19 protein-coding genes are annotated in these 18,823 nt (G+C 43.5%); 8 read left to right on the forward strand and 11 right to left on the reverse strand.

Translation table 11 applies throughout. The features are described from left to right. Positions 1-30 precede the first annotated feature (30 nt). Positions 31-159, reverse strand: coding sequence for a hypothetical protein (locus tag AAEY88_RS05060; RefSeq protein WP_350559968.1), 129 nt, complete (start codon positions 157-159; stop codon positions 31-33). A 23-nt stretch (positions 160-182) separates the two neighbouring features. Between AAEY88_RS05060 and rpmB the strand changes: the two genes are divergently transcribed. After that, positions 183-419: a 50S ribosomal protein L28 gene (gene rpmB / locus AAEY88_RS05065; protein WP_350559971.1), complete on the forward strand. Its 237-nt coding sequence runs from the start codon at positions 183-185 to the stop codon at positions 417-419. A 39-nt stretch (positions 420-458) separates the two neighbouring features. Beyond that, on the forward strand, positions 459-614 hold the full coding sequence (gene rpmG / locus AAEY88_RS05070; RefSeq protein ID WP_068037488.1) for a 50S ribosomal protein L33: 156 nt from the start codon (positions 459-461) through the stop codon (positions 612-614). A 129-nt stretch (positions 615-743) separates the two neighbouring features. On the opposite strand, the gene AAEY88_RS05075 is transcribed toward rpmG, so the two are convergent. The 10 genes from AAEY88_RS05075 to ispH form a co-directional block, all read right to left on the reverse strand. Next, positions 744-1,058 carry a hypothetical protein gene (locus AAEY88_RS05075; protein WP_350559974.1) on the reverse strand — a complete coding sequence of 105 codons (315 nt, stop codon included), beginning with the start codon at positions 1,056-1,058 and terminating at the stop codon, positions 744-746. A gap of 171 nt (positions 1,059-1,229) precedes the next feature. Then, positions 1,230-1,541, reverse strand: a complete 312-nt coding sequence (locus tag AAEY88_RS05080) for a hypothetical protein (RefSeq protein ID WP_350559977.1) — start codon at positions 1,539-1,541, stop codon at positions 1,230-1,232. A gap of 126 nt (positions 1,542-1,667) precedes the next feature. Further along, a complete protein-coding gene (locus AAEY88_RS05085) occupies positions 1,668-2,048 on the reverse strand; it encodes a hypothetical protein (RefSeq protein WP_350559980.1) in 381 nt (126 codons plus the stop codon). A gap of 70 nt (positions 2,049-2,118) precedes the next feature. Beyond that, positions 2,119-2,811, reverse strand: coding sequence for a ribulose-phosphate 3-epimerase (gene rpe / locus AAEY88_RS05090; protein ID WP_350559983.1), 693 nt, complete (start codon positions 2,809-2,811; stop codon positions 2,119-2,121). Between the two features lie 109 nt (positions 2,812-2,920). Further along, positions 2,921-3,184: a TIGR03643 family protein gene (locus tag AAEY88_RS05095; RefSeq protein ID WP_350560470.1), complete on the reverse strand. Its 264-nt coding sequence runs from the start codon at positions 3,182-3,184 to the stop codon at positions 2,921-2,923. Between the two features lie 263 nt (positions 3,185-3,447). Next, positions 3,448-4,344, reverse strand: coding sequence for an S-formylglutathione hydrolase (gene fghA, locus AAEY88_RS05100; protein WP_350559986.1), 897 nt, complete (start codon positions 4,342-4,344; stop codon positions 3,448-3,450). 222 nt (positions 4,345-4,566) lie between these two features. Further along, positions 4,567-6,054, reverse strand: coding sequence for a C13 family peptidase (locus tag AAEY88_RS05105; protein WP_350559989.1), 1,488 nt, complete (start codon positions 6,052-6,054; stop codon positions 4,567-4,569). 437 nt (positions 6,055-6,491) lie between these two features. Further along, positions 6,492-8,510: a molecular chaperone HtpG gene (htpG, locus tag AAEY88_RS05110; protein WP_350559992.1), complete on the reverse strand. Its 2,019-nt coding sequence runs from the start codon at positions 8,508-8,510 to the stop codon at positions 6,492-6,494. Positions 8,511-8,718: 208 nt separating this feature from the next. Then, a complete protein-coding gene (locus tag AAEY88_RS05115; protein WP_350559995.1) occupies positions 8,719-9,534 on the reverse strand; it encodes a thioesterase family protein in 816 nt (271 codons plus the stop codon). Between the two features lie 77 nt (positions 9,535-9,611). After that, positions 9,612-10,568, reverse strand: a complete 957-nt coding sequence (ispH, locus tag AAEY88_RS05120; protein ID WP_350559998.1) for a 4-hydroxy-3-methylbut-2-enyl diphosphate reductase — start codon at positions 10,566-10,568, stop codon at positions 9,612-9,614. 210 nt (positions 10,569-10,778) lie between these two features. Between ispH and gmk the strand changes: the two genes are divergently transcribed. The 6 genes from gmk to AAEY88_RS05150 all read left to right on the forward strand — a co-directional run bounded on the left by gmk (position 10,779) and on the right by AAEY88_RS05150 (position 18,735). Further along, positions 10,779-11,408 carry a guanylate kinase gene (gmk, locus tag AAEY88_RS05125; RefSeq protein WP_350560001.1) on the forward strand — a complete coding sequence of 210 codons (630 nt, stop codon included), beginning with the start codon at positions 10,779-10,781 and terminating at the stop codon, positions 11,406-11,408. 177 nt (positions 11,409-11,585) lie between these two features. After that, positions 11,586-11,846 (forward strand): DNA-directed RNA polymerase subunit omega, encoded by a 261-nt coding sequence (rpoZ, locus tag AAEY88_RS05130; RefSeq protein ID WP_350560004.1) that lies wholly within the window; start codon positions 11,586-11,588, stop codon positions 11,844-11,846. A gap of 417 nt (positions 11,847-12,263) precedes the next feature. Continuing rightward, positions 12,264-14,450, forward strand: coding sequence for an HD domain-containing protein (locus AAEY88_RS05135; RefSeq protein ID WP_350560007.1), 2,187 nt, complete (start codon positions 12,264-12,266; stop codon positions 14,448-14,450). Positions 14,451-14,599: 149 nt separating this feature from the next. Further along, complete coding sequence (locus tag AAEY88_RS05140; protein WP_350560010.1) at positions 14,600-14,980, forward strand: Rid family detoxifying hydrolase; 381 nt, start codon at positions 14,600-14,602, stop codon at positions 14,978-14,980. Positions 14,981-15,120: 140 nt separating this feature from the next. Beyond that, positions 15,121-17,379, forward strand: coding sequence for a primosomal protein N' (locus tag AAEY88_RS05145; RefSeq protein WP_350560013.1), 2,259 nt, complete (start codon positions 15,121-15,123; stop codon positions 17,377-17,379). A 234-nt stretch (positions 17,380-17,613) separates the two neighbouring features. Then, positions 17,614-18,735, forward strand: a complete 1,122-nt coding sequence (locus AAEY88_RS05150; RefSeq protein WP_350560016.1) for a cation diffusion facilitator family transporter — start codon at positions 17,614-17,616, stop codon at positions 18,733-18,735. Positions 18,736-18,823: the final 88 nt, after the last annotated feature.

The raw sequence follows: 18,823 nt of genomic DNA on the forward strand, positions 1-18,823 counted from the left end.
ACTTTAAAATTTTCTGAATTGGTTAACCTGTTATTTGCCTTTAGATGACAGAAATACCAGCTCAACCTTCATGTAGTTTTGTTTGGTGCAATGTGTCGTTTGCTGTGTCCATGCCGCAAATTCGCGCAACTTGCCCAGACTGGTATGAGAATGCCTCATATCTTATAGATTAGGAGTTCGCCATGTCTAAAGTTTGCCAAGTGACTGGAAAGCGCCCTATGGTGGGTAATAATGTTTCGCACGCAAACAACAAAACCCGTCGTCGCTTTCTACCAAACCTTCAACGCCATCGTTTTTGGGTAGAATCTGAAAATCGTTTTGTGCGTCTACGTATATCTACTAAAGGTATGCGCATTATTGACAAACTGGGTATCGATAAAGTGTTAGCAGATTTGCGCGCACAAGGTCAAAAAGTTTAAGCCACGTGCTTGCATGCTATCATTTAAAGGAAAGCTATCATGAGAGATAAAATTAAGTTGGTATCAACTGCTGGTACTGGGTATTACTATACCACTACCAAAAATAAGCGCACGATGCCTGGCAAAATGGAAATCAAAAAGTTTGATCCAAAAATTCGCCAGCACGTGATCTTTAAAGAAGCAAAAATCAAGTAATAACCATTTAAGAATGACTATTATTTGATGCATAAAAAAGGGTTTATCAATTGATAAACCCTTTTTTATGTCTGCTGTTTTTATAACCACATCATAACAATGATATGTTAGTTATGATTTATAGCTGTCCTAACTGTAGTTCGTTGGTTCTTTGTCATAAACATGCGCATGCCACTGGCTCATTTGCTTTTGCATAATGACTTGGATTGCGGCATGAATCATATGCTGACCAATCGCTTGAGTGTCACTGCCTAGGAGCTCTTTAAGCTTGTCGGAGAAATCAATAGTCATTAGCGGTACATCATCTTTGTCATCAGCGTCCTGCAACAGAAGAGTGCCATTGTCCGCCTCTACCAGCTCAAGGGTCGTCTCTTTAGCAAACTCTGTAAACTGATCGCTACTGTCATTGTCTACTTCTATCTCATTATCAATATCATATGGCATTTGGCATTTTCCTCATTATCCCATCTTATAATTCCACAGGACTCATCATCTCATGGCAAGGCGGGCAAATATGTAATACTCCTACAATGGACGCTTTGAGCCTGGATTTCAAGGGCATCAATGCAAGTCTTATGAAGGAGTTACTATTACTTGAGCATTTGGAGTGACACGCTAACGCCAGTAGCGCAACTTGCCTATGGTAAATAACAAGGCGACAAACATACCCATATAGTATGCCAGCTTTAGCTCAAAACTCGGGTCGCGATATTTAAAAGGCAGGGCAACCACTGCGGTCGCCGTAGGCAATATCAGCAGCATCAACAGCCAGTTTTCGATGACGTTAAGCCAACCTTGTAGCCCCGTACCATTACGTAACGATGCCAATCCTAGTAATAAACAAGCAGTAATTAAGATAATAGTTAGGCTTTTTGGTAGATCTTTTGGAAAAATAGTATCAGAGATTTTAACAAGTGGTTTTTGCATGTAATAATCCAGTCACGATTGCACGGCATGACTTATTGATTGTTGATTAAAAGAGATATACTTATTGAGTATTGGACATATTTATTGAGAGTCTTAGTTGTAATTATAACTACTAAAACGGCAAACTTAGCTATAAGTTCCCATCAGCCATAACAAAGAGATACAAGAAGTTAGGTAGCCAAGACTAATCGCATTCCAGCTCTGAATATGCATGCTTTTAACTTTATTGAACACACGAGATCCGAGCCAAAATAATATCGGAATACCGAGCATAAAGGCAGGCACTACCATCGCCGCATGGCGTAATACTTCTCCGACATCATCGCCCACCATTAAGCGAAAACCATAACCGGCGAGACTCAAGATTAATGCAAATACTGCCATCCCAATAGTAATACCTTTAGGCACTAAGCTGGGAGATTTAGGGCTAGACGGTTCAGAGTGATGACTAGCGCCCTGCGCTTGGTTAGGCAGTGCTGACGGGGCAAACGGTTTTTGCGTATCCATATTTCACCTCTATGTGGCTTAGAGTTATGCTTTAACTCACGGCATCAATGATTCATTATCAATATAGCAGCTATTCGTTACTATTTGCTAATGCTAATTCGTGGCGCATAGTAGTAATGGCAGCAGTGTAGTCTTCTTGGTTAAAAATAGCCGAACCAGCAACGAACATATCAGCACCGGCCTCAGCAATCGCCCGTATATTACTCGCCTTAATACCACCATCCACCTCTAACCTAATATCACGACCACTGGCCGTAATGAGCTGGCGGACGTCACGCACCTTATCCAGGGTACTCTCAATAAAAGACTGACCACCAAATCCAGGATTGACACTCATTAGTAGGATTTGATCGACCTTATCCATCACATAATCTAAATGGTGTAGTGGTGTCGCTGGATTGAGCACCAGACCGCATTTAGCGCCGCCATCTTTGATCAGTTGCAAAGAGCGGTCAACATGGGTGCTGGCTTCTGGATGGAAAGTAATAATACTCGCCCCTGCTTCTAAGAACTGCTCAATCATGCCATCAACAGGCGTAACCATCAGATGTACATCAATCGGCGCATCAATACCATAATCACGCAGTGCTTTACAGATCATACTACCAAAAGTGAGGTTCGGTACATAGTGATTGTCCATCACATCAAAATGAATGACGTCAGCCCCCGCTTCTAAAACAGCATCAACTTCCGCGCCTAAACGAGCAAAGTCAGCAGATAAAATAGAGGGGGCGATTAGATAAGGCTTGGACGGGCAAATCATAATTGAGCTACCTAGTTAACGTTTGCTTAAAAATACAATAACAATGAGAACTTAATCCTCACTATTAAAATGTTGGATAGACCAATAAAAGCATTATCCAGTATAGATACTATCGTGGCTTATATTGAGTTTTACAATAGGCGCGGCCTACCACAAATGAGCGTTTCACTTGATGCTTAGTCGCACGACCAGTCACTCGCTGCCGCCACAATCGAAAAGAAGAGGGCTTTAATTGCTGACGCATTACTGTAATGACATCAGCTTCAGTACATCCATAACTGTATTCTATAGCAGCAAACGGCGTTCTATCTTCCCATGCCATCTCTATCACACGCGAGATTTGTGAATCATCAAGTACGGTATTATGTGCCACATCTACGTTATTTGACAGTAGCGTACCTGACTTAACGGTACTTGAATCAGCGCCAGCTTGCTGCTTTACTCGCAAGGCCGCGTCTATATCGGCCTGCATGATAGCTAGCGAGGACTTAGCATTTTGTTGCTTATGCTGTTGGGTGTCTAAGCGGTCATCTACCACTAACGCTTGAGAATTTGTCATAAAAATTACCTTTAAAGCGTTTATACGCCTTGTTGTCTACTTAAAGTACAATGGTATTTATTTCGACCCAGTACAGTTTAGCTCAGCTGCGCCATCCGCCAGTGATGGTCAATATGGTCATTAATAACGGTCTGGATAAAGTAATAACTGTGATCATGACCCGCTTGATAACGTAACGTTAAGGGTTGTTTTGCTTTTTTACAAGCTTGTTGGAGTATAGGCGTTTGTAATTGCCCGTCCGCTAAAAATTCATCGGCAGCGCCTTGATCTACTAAGATACTGGCATATTGCTGACCCACTGTTTCAATCGTATGCGCCGCATCAAATTCTTTCCACAAGTTCTTATCATCACCGAAATACTCTGTATAAGCCGCCTGCCCCCATGCCGACTCACTGGCCGCGCATACGGGTGATAATGCTGAGACGCTACCAAACTTACTGGGGAATTTAAAGCCTAATAATAGCGCGCCATGCCCACCCATAGAGTGACCCATAATACCAATACTGCCAATAGCAAACTCAGCACGCAGCAAGTCATATAGCTCATCAACGATGTAGGTTTGCATATTAAAGTTGTCCGACCACGGCGCACAAGTAGCATCGACATAGTAGCTGGCACCTTGACCCACAAAATAGCGCTCATCGTTAGGCACATCCGTGCTTGCATTTGCATCAATACGAGGCGAGCTATCTGGCGCAATAAATATCATGCCAAGCTCGCTACATTTTTGTTGAAAATGCGCTTTATGAGTGACATTATCCGCATTACAAGTCAAACCTGATAGATATAAAACTGCTGAACAAGAGTGCCCAGCTAGCGCCTCATCTGGTAAGTAGATGCTAAAGGTCATCGGCGTCTTGGTAGCCATCGACTGATGACTGTAATAATGTTGCTCGCCATCAAAACAGCGGTTGGCGCTTATTTGTGTTAATTGCGAATTAGCGGGTAAGCTATGGGTATGATAATTACTCATAATTGATATCTCTTTTATTCTATCTTTTATGTATTTTTATTGGTTTTTATGAACGATATACTGGAACTTAGTCGTAATAAGCTTCTTGATAACGATCAATTTATGGCTAGCCAACAACTAGTATACAAACTCTAAGCAGGTACAACGTAGCCTTTATGGGGCTCTTTGTTAAAACCGTCTTAAGCCGAGGTTACTCGAAGTGATTGACGAATAATTTATTATTTAGCGTTCGTCAGTAACTGCGGCATTAGATACTGATTCAGGTACTGTATCAGGCAGCCTATTTATGGTAGCGCCACTACCCTCATTACTACCGGTGATATCTGCCACTGTTGGACGCGTCTTATCAAACAATACTTGCTCAAAGGCTGGTAGCGCAGTTTCCATTAGACTACCAATCACCATTTGTGGTTCAGAAGGCTCAAAGCCCATAAAGCCTTCGCGCTCACTTACCCGTAAACTGGCATCCTTAAAAGCCGCTGCAAAACTGGTATTTTCGCGTAGGCTCTCAGCAAAGAACGCCTGTCCAAAATAGGTCATCTCCGCCGTATTGGTACAGCCAAATGACATTTTATCAGCCGCTGAAGCAGTGATCACTACCGTAGTTGGCGAGGTTAGCTCATCGATAAAAGAGCCAGAATAACAGGCAGATACCACAATGACTCGCCAGCGGATACCTGACGCATCTAACGCCTCACGTAACCATGCCGCCTCTAAATTATCCATCTCAAGCGGTGGGTTCACCAGCTGGATGATGTCTTGATCACCGTGTGACGATAAGGTTAGCAATAATACATCTTCATCAGCATTCATCTGCTGACCTATTCTTTTCAGACCGCGCAAAATACTGGTCTTAGTCGCAACCGGTTCATCAAGCCAGCTATAAGTATTATTAATCAATGATAGCGAACGTCCACTAGTGCCAAAGCGCACATCAAACAACTCGCGCACTTTATTAATCTCAGAGCGAAAAACATTTTGCTCAGAAAATCCAGCCACTCCCATAAAATACCAATCACTGGCGCCGGATACGCTCGGATCAATACTATCTAATGCTTGTTGTAATAAGCGCGGCTGCTGATATAACGCCGCCTCCTTTATTACTGGCTGTACGGGTATTTGCTTAAATATAGGCTGATCTGCGACATTACGTTGCCAAATGGTTAATAGCGCCACGGCGCCCACTAATACAATAATACGCTCCCACCATGGCGTACGTTGGCGACGAGCAAAAATCCATAACAATGCCAGTGTTTGCCATAAGAACAGGACTAAAAACAATATCGGTAAAAAAGAATAGCTCCAGTTTGGCAGCCAGCCATGACTTCCCAAAAACTGTACCATGCTTTGTAGCAGGGCGGATAGCGTATCAGCTATTAACCATAGAACCACAGGTACAAACACTAACGTTTGATTGCCTGAACGCCGCGCAAGAATAATACCGCCAAGTAAAATAATCACCGGCCAAATTAAATAGCTGACCAACCCTTGTTCATTAAACACGCTTCCACTTTCGGCCGCTAACCATGAAAACAAGACATTGCTGCCCAGTGCTAATAATGCAAACAGCGCAAACTGTAAGAAGGTCGGCTTTACCCAAGAAAACGCACGGGTTGACCCGACCAGCATCCATAAGGCAGCAATAATATTGGCAGCGAAATTAAGCGAAAAGCGCTGGAGGGAAATGGTTTTTAACGACGTAAGTGACAAAGACTTAGACCTCTATCCAGTCGAGAGAAATAAAGAGATAGCAAGAAGCTGATAACATAAATAGATAGTTTATCCTGCTAATATAACGCGATTGTAACGGATTGTCAGTCATGACGATAAGACTAATTTGTAAAAAGTCGCATTTCCTATGTAACCTAGCGAACCGGACAGCATCAATAAAAACTTCTCACAATACAGACCACTTATTTCCCCTATTAAATATATGACATAGGACTGGCTATCAATTTATTTCGCCTCTAAAACCATCGTACAGTAAGCAAATAAATTTTTATCTGGTACAGTAATAACAATCGTTATTTTACTTAAAATAAACAATTAAGATGTCCATAAAAAAAGAGGTCTTAGATTAAGACCTCTTTTCTGTAGCTAAACTTTTACTGTCATTGTTTCTACAGCATGATAATAAAAGCTAAGTACTATCTCATCAATAGCTCATTAACACGTTTAAGATAAGCAGCTGGATTCTCAAGCTGTCCACCATCAGCTAATAACGCCTGATCAAAGATTACTTGCGCCAAATCATCAAAATGAGCGCTACTTTCAAGCTTTTGGATCAAAGGATGCTCAGGGTTGATCTCAAGCGTCGGTTTGCTCTCTGGTACTTCTTGACCCATTTGCTTAAGCATCTGAATCATTTGTGGTGATAACTCACCTTCGCCAACCACTAAGCACGCTGGGCTATCAACTAACCGAGTAGACACTTTAACGTCTTTTGCGCGATCGCCCAATGCCGCTTTGAGTTTATCGACCACCGGTTTGAGCGTTTCTTGCGCCCTTTCAGCTTCGGCCTTTTCGGCTTCGTCTTGCAAGTCGCCTAAATCAACCGCACCTTTAGCAATGTTCTGTAGCGGCGTACCGTCAAACGAAGTTAAGAAGTTCATCGCCCACTCGTCGACACGGCTGGTCATCAAGATAACTTCGATACCTTTCTTCTTAAACAGCTCTAGTTGTGGGCTATTTTTCGCAGCAGCTAGATTATCCGCAGTCAAATAATAAATGGCTTTTTGACCGTCTTTCATGCGCGCTTTATAGTCCTCAAAGCTGGTTTCTAGGCCATTTTGAGTGCTGGTAGTATAGCGTAGCAACTTAGCAATACGTTCCTGATTGCCCGTGTCTTCGCCAAGACCTTCTTTGATGACATCGCCAAATTCAGCATAGAATTGTGCAAACTTATCTTGCTTGTCGCTGTCTTCACTATTAGCAAGGCTGGCCAGCAAAGTCAAGATGCGACGGGCGTTACCGTCACGGATAGACTTCACATCACGCGATTCTTGTAAAATCTCACGGCTAACGTTGAGTGGCAAATCTGCTGAGTCAATAACCCCTTTTACAAAACGCAGGTACATCGGTAGCAACTGCTCAGCGTCATCCATAATGAATACACGTTTGACATAAAGCTTTAGGCCATGCTGTTGCTCGCGGGTGTATAGGTCTGTTGGCGCTGTTTTAGGAATATACAACATTTGGGTGTATTGTACGCGGCCTTCAACCCGATTGTGCGTCCAGGTGAGTGGCTCATCCATGTCATAAGTGATGTTTTTATAAAAATCGATGTACTCTTCATCATCAATCTCTGAGCTTGAACGCGTCCATAAAGCACTGGCCTTATTGATGGTTTCCCAGTCATCGGTCAATACCATTTCGCCGCCAGCTGGAGTGTCATCGCTTTCGTTATCGTCGGCGTCATCGACAACGTCTTCTTGCCAAATTTCTTTACGCATCTGAATGGGCAAACTGATGTGATCAGAGTATTTATTAACTAAGCGCTTGATTTTGCCACGGTCTAAATAGCTGTCTTCACCCTCAGAATATTCTTCTTTTAGGTGCAAAGTGATGGCGGTGCCGCGTTCAGCTTTGTTGATGGCCTCAACCGTGAATACGCCCGTGCCATCAGATACCCAGCGTACGCCATTATCTGCTGAATCGCCTGCTTTACGTGAATCAACGCTAATACTATCAGCGACAATAAAGCCGGAGTAAAAGCCCACACCAAACTGACCAATCAACTGGCCGTCTTGTTTTTGAGATTCAGACAATTTGTCCAAAAAGGCTTTGGTACCAGATTTGGCAATCGTTCCTAGATTGTCGATGGCATCCGCTTCATTCATGCCGATGCCATTATCAGTAAAGGTAATGGTTTTGGCAGCTTCATCGATTGCAATACGAATACGTAGCTCGCCATCATTTTCATACAAGCTGTCATCATTGGTGGCTTCAAAACGCAATTTATCACAAGCGTCAGAAGCGTTTGAGACCAATTCACGGACAAAGATATCGGCATTGGAATATAGCGAATGGGTCACCAAATGCAATAATTGGGCAACTTCCGCTTCAAACGTATGTTTTTTTAGTTCAGGGCTAGCGTTAGCAGCACTTTGTTTATCGGCGCTTTGTTTATCAACACTTGGATTATCAGATTGGGTTGCTTCACTCATAAAAAATTCCTTCAATTTATTATTAAATAGCGGTCATTAAGCTGAGCGGGTCTATAATCATAAACCCAATGCTCAACGTTAAAGACAGCTAGACTGGTTATACAGATAGGGGCGCTGAAAAAAATTTCAAGCGCCCCTACTGGTTTAAGTGGTCTTTATTATCATTATTGGGTTATACATACGCCACTTATCGTTAGTCATGATAAGACTAGCGCGGCATCGGACGAATAGTGAGTATTTGCTCACTGCGACCAAACGGTCCATGCACATCATGCAGTACTGCACTAGTCACGCCAATACCATCAGTACCATATTGTTGTACTGCTTCAATACCAAGCCAGCGACCTTGTGGTGAGCGATGCATATGAATCTGTAGATCGGTATTGGGAAACATCCATTGGGCTTCTGAAAGCCGCAATCCAAGCCTTGGCACAACGCCATTGGCAGTATCTACCATGCCTAAGAGATGCACCACATCATCAGTAGGCTCGCCGTCTACCATCTCGATATCATTGGTTATCCAGACCATGCCCTTACCCGGACGACGATCTGCCTCAGCGACCAGACGTACGCTTTTAATAAACCCGCCTGGCCAACCTTTCATATCTTCCCAGACTGGTAATTCATGGGGTTGATGCGGCGCTGTATGGTCCTCAAGACCTGCAACGGTGCTAGTATCTTGAGTTAGCAGTCGCCACGCACGAGCGATGATACAATCACGGCCACGACTACTCATCACTGATTCTATTAACTCAATGGTTTTGCCAGGGCGAATACAGCGCGTGGTAATGATAAAGTCATCAAGTGGTATGAGCCCCAAGATATCAAGGCTGATGCGTGCAACACGCATATTATCTTGCGGCGCGAACTGGCTCAGCTCAGCAGTAAGCACACCAGTGGCTGGCGCCATATGTTGCTCATGCTCGTTCCATGCCCCTTGTGCATGTTCAGTTGGCTTATAGTGTGCCACGCAGACGCCGTCTGCTTGCTGTTCGCGGTTGCTACATTGATAATAAGCGCTCATAGTTATCCTTAACTTAATTGATTGGAATTTTCTTTTTTCGGTAACAGTTAACTTTTATTTTTGATTGTTTATTTTTGCTATTTACTAACTTGTGCTACTGGAATACGCAACGCTTTAGGCAAACTAAAAGTAACGTTTTCCTCAATTCCTGCCAGCTCATTAGGCAACTGTCCGCCCCAATCTTGCAGCTGTTGTAGCACTTCTTGAATCAAGATTTCAGGTGCTGAAGCACCAGCGGTGACCCCCACACTTTGTATGTCATTGAACCAAGTGTTGTCCATTTCGCTAGCGTTATCAATCAAATAGGCCTGACAGTCCATGCGCTGCGCAAGTTCTCGCAGACGATTAGAGTTTGATGAGTTTGGAGACCCTACAACTAAGACCACCTCACAACGCCCGGCCAAATCTTTAACCGCATCTTGGCGGTTTTGGGTTGCATAACAAATATCATCTTTACGTGGGCCTTGGATACTTGGGAATTTGACGCGCAGCGCATCAATAACCCGAGCAGTATCGTCCATAGATAAGGTCGTCTGGGTCACAAAAGCCAAGCGTTCAGGGTCTTGTACTGTCAAATTTTCGACATCCGCTTCATTTTCGACCAAATGGATTTGTCCACCGTGATTGTGGTTAAAGCGCCCCATGGTCCCTTCAACTTCAGGATGTCCAGCGTGTCCAATCAGTACTGCATCCATACCGTCTTGAGCAAACTTCGCCACTTCGATGTGTACTTTGGTCACTAAGGGACAGGTAGCATCAAATACGGTCAAATCACGGCGCTTTGCTTCATCTTCGACGGCCTTTGAGACCCCGTGCGCAGAGAAAATGACAATCGAGCCATCAGGAACCTCATTGAGCTCTTCGACGAATACGGCGCCGCGATTGGCCAAGTCTGAGACTACAAATTTGTTATGCACTACTTCATGACGGACATAAATGGGGGGCTCAAAACGCGTCAAGGCTTCGTTGACAATCGCAATCGCGCGATCCACACCAGCACAAAATCCACGTGGATTGGCAAGATAAATTTGCATAAGGCGGCCTATCATTGGATAATTTAGGTTAAAAATGAATGCTCTACTTTATCATAATTTACTTTTATTGCCTTTTAAAATACTACCGGTCCAGTCGTTTTCACATTATGGGCATTCAACTTGACGAAACCTAGCCCTTTTTATGATGGCGGGTACTTTTTATTGTGGTAATTTTTATTGTCGCTCTTTTTTCTAACTAGGACACTCTGTATGACAGGCTCATTATTTATTATTACCGCTGCCTCAGGTACTGGTAAGACTTCACTGGTCAAGCAGCTACTGGCCACCACCAACGACTTGACGGTCAGTATTTCCCATACTACTCGCGCTCCACGCCCGGGTGAGATTGAGGGTCACGACTATCATTTTACAGAAATAGATACCTTCATCACCGCTATCGGTGACGGTGCATTTTTGGAGCATGCCGAAGTGTTTGGCAATTATTATGGCACCGCAGAGCGTAGTGTCCGTGCCCAATTAGAATCAGGCGTCGATGTCATTTTAGAGATTGACTGGCAAGGGGCGCTACAAGTGAAAGAAATCTTCACTGAGGCCACGATGATTTTTATCTTGCCGCCAAGTCTTACTACCTTACGCCAGCGTCTATCCACCCGCGCCCAAGATAGCATAGAGGTGATAGAACAACGCTTAGCAGGAGCGGTCACCGAGATGGCACAATACGTACATTTTGATTACGTCATTATTAATGATAATTTTGAGGTGGCCTTGACTGAGCTGAAGGCTATTATTGTCGCTGATAGACAGACCTTAACGCGCCAGCAGCGCCGCTATCACCGAACGATTACAACTTTACTGGCTGATAATACTGATGAAGAATGATATTTAGCATAAACAATTTTTCTTATAAAGATAAGCAATGCATCAAGTTTAAAGATAAAAAGCAAATGCGCGTCACCACAAAAAAATGCTATAATGACGGGTTATTCCCCTATATTTTTATTTTATTAGATGACGGACAATATCCGCCACCGATAAAAACAACCGAGGTAGCTAACTATGGCACGAGTGACGATTGAAGATTGTTTGGATAATGTTGATAATCGCTTTGAGCTGGTTTTGGTCGCTAGTAAACGCGCCCGTCAGTTGGCAAAAGGGATTGCTGAACCTTTGGTTGAAGTCGATAATGACAAGCCTACGGTATTGGCACTACGTGAGATTGCTGCTGGCAAAATAACCCGTGATATTCTAAACCAGCCAGAGCATCACTTTGCGACCAGCTCGCTAGATTTAGCCTTGTCCGGTGATCACAGCTTCTAAAGCTTTAATGATTAGAGCTTTAGACATCAATTGGTCTTTTAGAATAAGGCTTGGACCAAATATTTAGAACAAAGCCACAGTATAATGCTGTGGCTTTGTCGTTTGTATTCAGCTATTTTATATCCTGTATCTTTATAATTATTCTTGCTAATGTCACCTCCTGTTTGCCCTAAAAGAAGCACTACTAAGTGAAATAGATTTTAATTTTTGCGTAGCAAGCGCGCTTAATAGTTGACATTCGGCGCAATTTACGATTAATTAGAGGGTGGCCTACTCAATCGCTCACTTTGTTGCATAACAGATCAGCCCTGAGTCAATTATCATTCACCTCACTAACCATCACATATTGATTAGATAAGTAACCACTATCATATAAGCAATAAGCAGATAGGTAACAAACAATAGGATAGTCACTCTATGAGTCAAACCTTACCCAAACTCAGTCATCATTTGGTTGACGAGGCTCAGTATAACTTGCTGCGTTCGGTTGGTTATCTGTGCATTGCTGAACGCCATGATATTATTGATGCTTGTGAGTTTGGCGATATTGCGCATATCAAAGATAAACGCAAGTCAGGCGAGCCTTATATTACTCATCCCATTGCGGTCGCTGAGATATTAGCGGGCTTCCGCTTAGATCGTGATACGATTATTGCGGCGATTTTGCATGATACGGTCGAGGATACTGAGGTTAGCGATGCTCAGCTCGAGCAGCGTTATGGCAAGGTGGTCGCTCGACTGGTTGATGGAGTAACAAAATTAAAATCATCCAATCATAATAAACAACAAAATAAAGCCGCTACCTTTCATAAAATTTTGACCGCCACTCTTGATGACCCACGGGTATTAATTATCAAGCTGGCTGATCGCCTACATAATATGTCTACCCTTGATGCCGTACGCCCAGAAAAACAGCGTGCTACCGCGCAGGAAACCCTCGACTTTTACGTCCCATTTGCCCGCCTGATGGGGCTTAATGATATTGCCGATTATATTGAGGTCTTATGTTACCGCAACCTTGATTCCGGTATGTATAACAAGCTGTCTGATAAGCTATTGCAACATGGACTTGGACGTAATTTCCAAAGAGAAGCCATTCATCGTTATTTAACTATTGTATTAAATAATTTAGGTCTTGGCGGCCATGTTAAAGTTTTAGACAATCGCGTGGTTATTTATCGACAGTTTTTTCGTAATCGCGGCGAGATTAATGCATTGCTACGCCACTATGCCTTTGAGATTGTGCTCGATAATATTGAAGCCTGTGACAAGCTCGCCTATTATCTGATTAAAAAATATCAAATTGATGATGCGCATATTGAGGACAATATTCGTCGCCCACTACCGGGCGGTAATCAGTCCCTTACCCTCATCTATGAGCGTGATAATGACTTTATTAAAGTGACGATCTTGACCAAGCAAATGCAACAAGCCGCACGGCTTGGGGTGATTGGTGCAGAGCATGCTTCCGATGTCAGCCAATCTGTCATTCAAGCATCGCTACGTAATATGAAAGACTTGATCGATGAAGATTCTTTAGAGGCCAATAGCCCTGATTTTATCACCGCCGTTTCCACCATTAACGATTTAATGGACTATCTACATTCTAGTAAAATTCTCTGCTACAGTCCGCAAGGCCGTGCTTATGAGCTCCCACAAGGGGCAACGGCACTAGACTTTGCCTATGCAGTTGGGCCAATGGTTGGTAATGTGGCTGTTGGTGCAAATGTTGAAGGCAAACATGCCAAATTAGGCACAGTAGTCAAAAACGGACAGCTGATCGAAATTGAAGTAAATAGTCACTCTGAACCAAAAGCTGAATGGCTTGGTTTTGTGGTGACCAATAAAGCACGTGAAGAGATTTTACGCTGGTTTAAAGACTTATCCGCTATCGACAAGCAGCGCCACGGCAAACAAGCCTTAGATCGGGCTTTAAAAACCTATCAAAAAAGTCTCGATGATCTCAGTGCTAACGACTGGGATAACTTGCTTGAATGGCGCGGACTGGCTGAGAAAGATTTCTTATTTGAGCAAATTAGCTCAGGTACTTTATTGCCACAGCTGGTCGTATCACGCTTATTTAATGACGAGGTAACGAGTCTACACGCTCAAGAGTACAGTAATGAGATGCCACAGCCCCAGCAATTAGTGGCAAATGCTGCAGGGGTAGAGCTTGATTTTGCCAATTGCTGTCATCCTATCTACGGTGACCCTATCGTTGGGCATCTATCACGGCATGGTCTGGTCGTGCACCGTCATAAATGCTTTTCTCTCGATGATATCCGTAAAGACAACCCTTACCAAGTCATTCAATTGCGCTGGCGGGATGATAAAGCCGTTAAGCAAAGCGAGTCAGGTGAATCCAGCAAAAAAATTCGTTTCCCAGCCTACTTAAAACTGTCGGTAGCGCTAAGCGATGAGCAAATCAGCGAAGTGGTTTATCATCTGCGCCAATTAAACATTGGGGTCGAAACTATCGATGTGCGCAGTAGTGATACTATTGTCCATATTATCGTCCGCAGTCGTGTTCATTTAGCACAAGGCATCCGCGAGCTACGTTCATTACTGGGTTTTCCCAATATTATGCGCCTATATCAGTTATAATTTCTTTATCATCATTATCCATAAAAATTTAATTGATTTAATTACGTAGAGTCGTTCAAAATAAAACACTATTTTTGAGATATAAAGTGCTACTTTTACCTGCTAAAATTTAGCAAAATAAATCAGCAAAAACACTATAAGGATCTATTATGACCCGTCAAACCATCCAAACTGATAAAGCGCCTGCTGCCGTTGGGACTTATTCACAAGCTGTAAAAGTAGGTAATACCGTATATATCTCGGGACAACTTGGCTTTGACCCTAAGACCATGGAATTAAAAGATGGCTTTGAGGCTCAAGCTAAGCAAGTATTTGCTAATATTGCCGCTATTTGTGAGGCCGCAGGTGGTAGCCTTAACGACGTGGTTAAATTTAACGTGTCATTAACCGATTTAAATGACTTTGCTGCCCTTAATGAGCTATTTGTCGCAAATTTGAGCGAGCCTTATCCTGCCCGCGCTGCGGTACAAGTTGCCGCCCTGCCAAAAGGCGGCGTGGTTGAAATCGAGTCTATTTTATATATTGAATAGCTTAAGTATAAAAATATAATTGAAACATAAAACGATTAAGCCCAAATACTGCTATTTGGGCTTAATCGTTTTATCCTAATTTATCTTAATTCCCCTAACCTCTTCATTATCCTAACTATGAGAGACTACGAGCGCGTTTTATGTTGGTACAAGTGGCTCTACCCGTTCCCCTTTATCGGGTGTTTGACTATAACTTACCGTCAGACAGCCTTACTTTGCCTGACATCGGCAGTCGGGTGGAAGTTTCATTTGGACGGCAGACCTTAATCGGTATTGTCATCGCACATATTACTCAAGCCAATAGCAGTGTACCGAGTAACAAGCTTAAACCTATCAACCACTGCTTAGATGACACACCTGTCTTAGATGAGCGCATGCTGGCATTGGCCTTTTGGCTAGCACGTTATTATCATTATCCCCTCGGTGATGTACTAGCAGTAATGTTGCCGACCTTAATACGTCAAGGTAAACCATTAGATTTGCTTATTACCCATTGGCGGATTTTGCCAAACGTCAGTGATGACGACTTTCGTGCTAATGCCAATAAGCAAAAGCAGCAGTTTGATATGCTCAAATTGCATGGCAGACGCGGGGCAAGTGAAGAGGTATTGTTATTAGAGGGCATGCAGCGGGCATTTTTAATCACACTCGAAGATAAAGGACTGATTGAACGCTACATTCAGCCAAAAACTGCCCCGTCCCTAGTGAAACTAGCCAAAATGCCCTTAGACTTGAATGCTGAGCAACAGCTTGCCGTCGAGGCTATTATTGCTGCTCATGAAATGGGTCACTATAGCGGATTTCTATTAAATGGCATTACGGGTAGTGGTAAAACTGAAGTTTACTTGCAAGCGATGCAAGCAGTATTAGAGGCGGGTAAGCAAGTACTTATTTTAGTGCCGGAGATTGGACTTACCCCACAAACTCGTGCGCGTTTTGCCAGCCGTTTTGCCGCCCAGATTGTATTGTTACATTCAGGTATGAGCAATACTTACCGGATGCAAGGGTGGCAAGACTGCCGTACCGGTCATGCACAAATTATCATTGGTACGCGCTCAGCCGTGTTATATTCTTTTGCAGATTTAGGATTAATTATCGTTGATGAGGCCCATGATGCCTCTTATAAACAACAAGATACTTTACGTTATCATGCTGCTGATGTCGCGCTATACCGTGGACTGCAAGCGAAAATTCCAGTAGTACTTGGTACTGCTACCCCGACGCTTGAACACCTCAAGCTGGTCGATGATGGCAAGCTAGTAGAATACCAACTGCGTACCCGACCCGGCAATGCCAAACCAGCCACTATGCAGCTGATTGACGCGCGACTGCAAAGCACCCATCAACAAACCCAAGATGATGGTGCCCGTTACGATACCGGTCTGACCGATATACTCATTGGCGCCATTCGGCAAACCTTAGAAGCTGGCGACCAAGTCTTAATCTTTCTAAATCGGCGCGGCTATGCTCCTGTTTTACTATGCGATGCTTGTGGCTGGCAAGCAGACTGTCCGCGCTGCGATGCCCATTTAACCGTGCACTATAGCAGTCAGGTTAATCATAACTCATATTTAAAATGCCATCATTGCGATTGGCAAGCTTATATTCCTGCTGCTTGTCCAGATTGTGGCAGTCAAAACTTAGATGCCAAAGGTATGGGAACCACAAGACTTAGCGAAAATCTCCATGCTATCTTTGCCAATCCACAAACCAGTAAAAACCTATATCCCATTATTCAAATTGATCGTGATACCACACGCCGTAAAGACAGCTGGGAGAATATTTATCAGCGTATTAATCAAGGCAAGCCCGCGATCTTAGTTGGCACCCAAATGGTCGCTAAAGGCCATCATTTCCCCAATGTAACCCTGGTCTGCTTGCCCAATGCCGACCGCGGCTTTTTATCCGCTGATTTTCGCTCGCCGGAACATACCGCGCAGCTGATGATTCAGGTTGCTGGACGCGCTGGACGCGGCGATAAAGCTGGACAAGTATTGATTCAAACCTTGCAGCCTGACAACCCCCTGCTACTGAAATTAGTAAAAGATGGTTATTTATCATTTGCAAGAGAGCTCCTACAAGAGCGCAAAATGATGGGCCTACCACCTTACAGTCATGCTGCCTTAATTCGCTGCGAAGGCAAAACATTAGCGGCTACCACTCAAGCACTAAACGATGCTATTGCTGCTCTGCCAAAGCCTCATAACTTGGCAGTACTCGGCCCGATTGATGCGCCGATGAGCAAAAAGAACAGTCGTTACCACTCGCAATTGCTACTATTGGCTAAAGACCGCAGCCAATTACATCATATTTTAAATCAATGGTGGCAGCCGGTGCTGGCTTTGCCCAGTACCAAATATTTAAAGCTAACCTTGGATATTGACCCTGTTGGTTGGTAGTACCAGTCACTAAGTCTTAGCCGCTTATACTTATGCTTACTTCGCCATTACAGCTTCTCACTGCTAAATATGCTAAATTCTGTGGATATATTGAGTGAGACTGCTTAGCAATTTATAGCGCTAAACGAGTCTTTTTTTTGCTATTTTATACCGTAGTTACAGTTTTTATTGTAGTCTGCATATACTGTCCGTTTTGAATTTTATCATCTTAATTTTATAGTCTTGAGTGTTGTTATGAGTCCAAAAAATCCCAGTCCTGAAAGCCATGACCACAGTGAGCCATCAGTAAATAACGTCTCGCCACAAGACACCAAAGGCTACCAGCGTACCCTATTGTTTAGTTTTATTATTATTACTGGCTATATGTTTATCGAGGCGATAGGCGGCTGGTTGACCGGTAGCTTGGCGCTACTGTCGGATGCTGGCCACATGCTTAGTGATGCGGTAGCGCTAGGTGCCACTTTGATGGCATTTAAAATTGGCGAAAAAGCGGCTACCCATCAAAAGACCTTTGGTTATAAGCGCTTTGAAATCTTAGTAGCTGGTGTTAATGGTGCGACTCTGGTCATTATTGCGCTGATGATCTTTTATGAAGCCATTAAGCGCTTTAACTCGCCACCGGATATTGCCACTCAAGGTATGCTTATTATTGCCACTATTGGTATGTTGGTAAATATATTGGTCGCTTGGCTGATGCATCGTGGTAGCGGCGATGGACACGATCACGGTGCAAGTGATGGACATGATCACAGTGCAAATATAGTCAACGCTGACTCTGAAAATACAGAGCCATCGGCAACTACTCAGACTAAAAAACCAGCTAACTTGAACATGCAAAGTGCTTATTTACATGTATTAAGTGATTTGATGGGCTCAGTAGCAGCCATTATCGCGGCTTTATTAATGATGGCCTTTGGTTGGGTGTGGGCAGATGCAGCAGCCTCGGTTATCGTTGCGGTGCTGATATTAATCAGTGGCTACCGCGTGATGCGCGACTCGGTACATATACTTATGGAAGGCACACCTAAAGGCTTATCTTTAGTAACCATTGAGCAGCGCTTAGTTGACCACTCTCAAGTGAAAAAAGTGCATGATCTGCATGTCTGGAGCATCACCAGCGGTCTAAATGCCCTATCGTGCCATGTCGTTGTCGATAGTGAGATGAGCATTCATGAAGCAAGCTTGATGATTGCGGAGCTTGAGCAGCGCTTACAAGACTTAGGTATCAGTCATGCGACCATTCAAGTTGAAAGCTTGTCGCATCCACACACGCAAGGCCACAGTGATGCTTTAGTCTGTGATATATCAGAGCGTCCCGTTAGCGATACCGGTGGCCATCATGGTCATTCACATTAATTTATCAGTTTTATTGATGGGGCTACTTTAGTACTATTAAAATAATATTAAACTCACGCTGATTTATTGCGTTGTGTTAGGATGTCAA

It is taken from the genome of Psychrobacter sp. CAL346-MNA-CIBAN-0220, from assembly GCF_040309805.1.
In the GTDB taxonomy this organism is placed as follows: Bacteria; Pseudomonadota; Gammaproteobacteria; order Pseudomonadales; family Moraxellaceae; genus Psychrobacter.

Coding starts and splice junctions, on each gene's coding strand:
- AAEY88_RS05060 (WP_350559968.1), bottom strand. CDS start 159: ATGAGGCATTCTCATACCAGTCTGGGCAAGTTGCGCGAATTTGCGGCA.
- rpmB (WP_350559971.1), top strand. CDS start 183: ATGTCTAAAGTTTGCCAAGTGACTGGAAAGCGCCCTATGGTGGGTAAT.
- rpmG (WP_068037488.1), top strand. CDS start 459: ATGAGAGATAAAATTAAGTTGGTATCAACTGCTGGTACTGGGTATTAC.
- AAEY88_RS05075 (WP_350559974.1), bottom strand. CDS start 1,058: ATGCCATATGATATTGATAATGAGATAGAAGTAGACAATGACAGTAGC.
- AAEY88_RS05080 (WP_350559977.1), bottom strand. CDS start 1,541: ATGCAAAAACCACTTGTTAAAATCTCTGATACTATTTTTCCAAAAGAT.
- AAEY88_RS05085 (WP_350559980.1), bottom strand. CDS start 2,048: ATGGATACGCAAAAACCGTTTGCCCCGTCAGCACTGCCTAACCAAGCG.
- rpe (WP_350559983.1), bottom strand. CDS start 2,811: ATGATTTGCCCGTCCAAGCCTTATCTAATCGCCCCCTCTATTTTATCT.
- fghA (WP_350559986.1), bottom strand. CDS start 4,344: ATGAGTAATTATCATACCCATAGCTTACCCGCTAATTCGCAATTAACA.
- htpG (WP_350559992.1), bottom strand. CDS start 8,510: ATGAGTGAAGCAACCCAATCTGATAATCCAAGTGTTGATAAACAAAGC.
- AAEY88_RS05115 (WP_350559995.1), bottom strand. CDS start 9,534: ATGAGCGCTTATTATCAATGTAGCAACCGCGAACAGCAAGCAGACGGC.
- ispH (WP_350559998.1), bottom strand. CDS start 10,568: ATGCAAATTTATCTTGCCAATCCACGTGGATTTTGTGCTGGTGTGGAT.
- gmk (WP_350560001.1), top strand. CDS start 10,779: ATGACAGGCTCATTATTTATTATTACCGCTGCCTCAGGTACTGGTAAG.
- rpoZ (WP_350560004.1), top strand. CDS start 11,586: ATGGCACGAGTGACGATTGAAGATTGTTTGGATAATGTTGATAATCGC.
- AAEY88_RS05135 (WP_350560007.1), top strand. CDS start 12,264: ATGAGTCAAACCTTACCCAAACTCAGTCATCATTTGGTTGACGAGGCT.
- AAEY88_RS05140 (WP_350560010.1), top strand. CDS start 14,600: ATGACCCGTCAAACCATCCAAACTGATAAAGCGCCTGCTGCCGTTGGG.
- AAEY88_RS05145 (WP_350560013.1), top strand. CDS start 15,121: ATGTTGGTACAAGTGGCTCTACCCGTTCCCCTTTATCGGGTGTTTGAC.
- AAEY88_RS05150 (WP_350560016.1), top strand. CDS start 17,614: ATGAGTCCAAAAAATCCCAGTCCTGAAAGCCATGACCACAGTGAGCCA.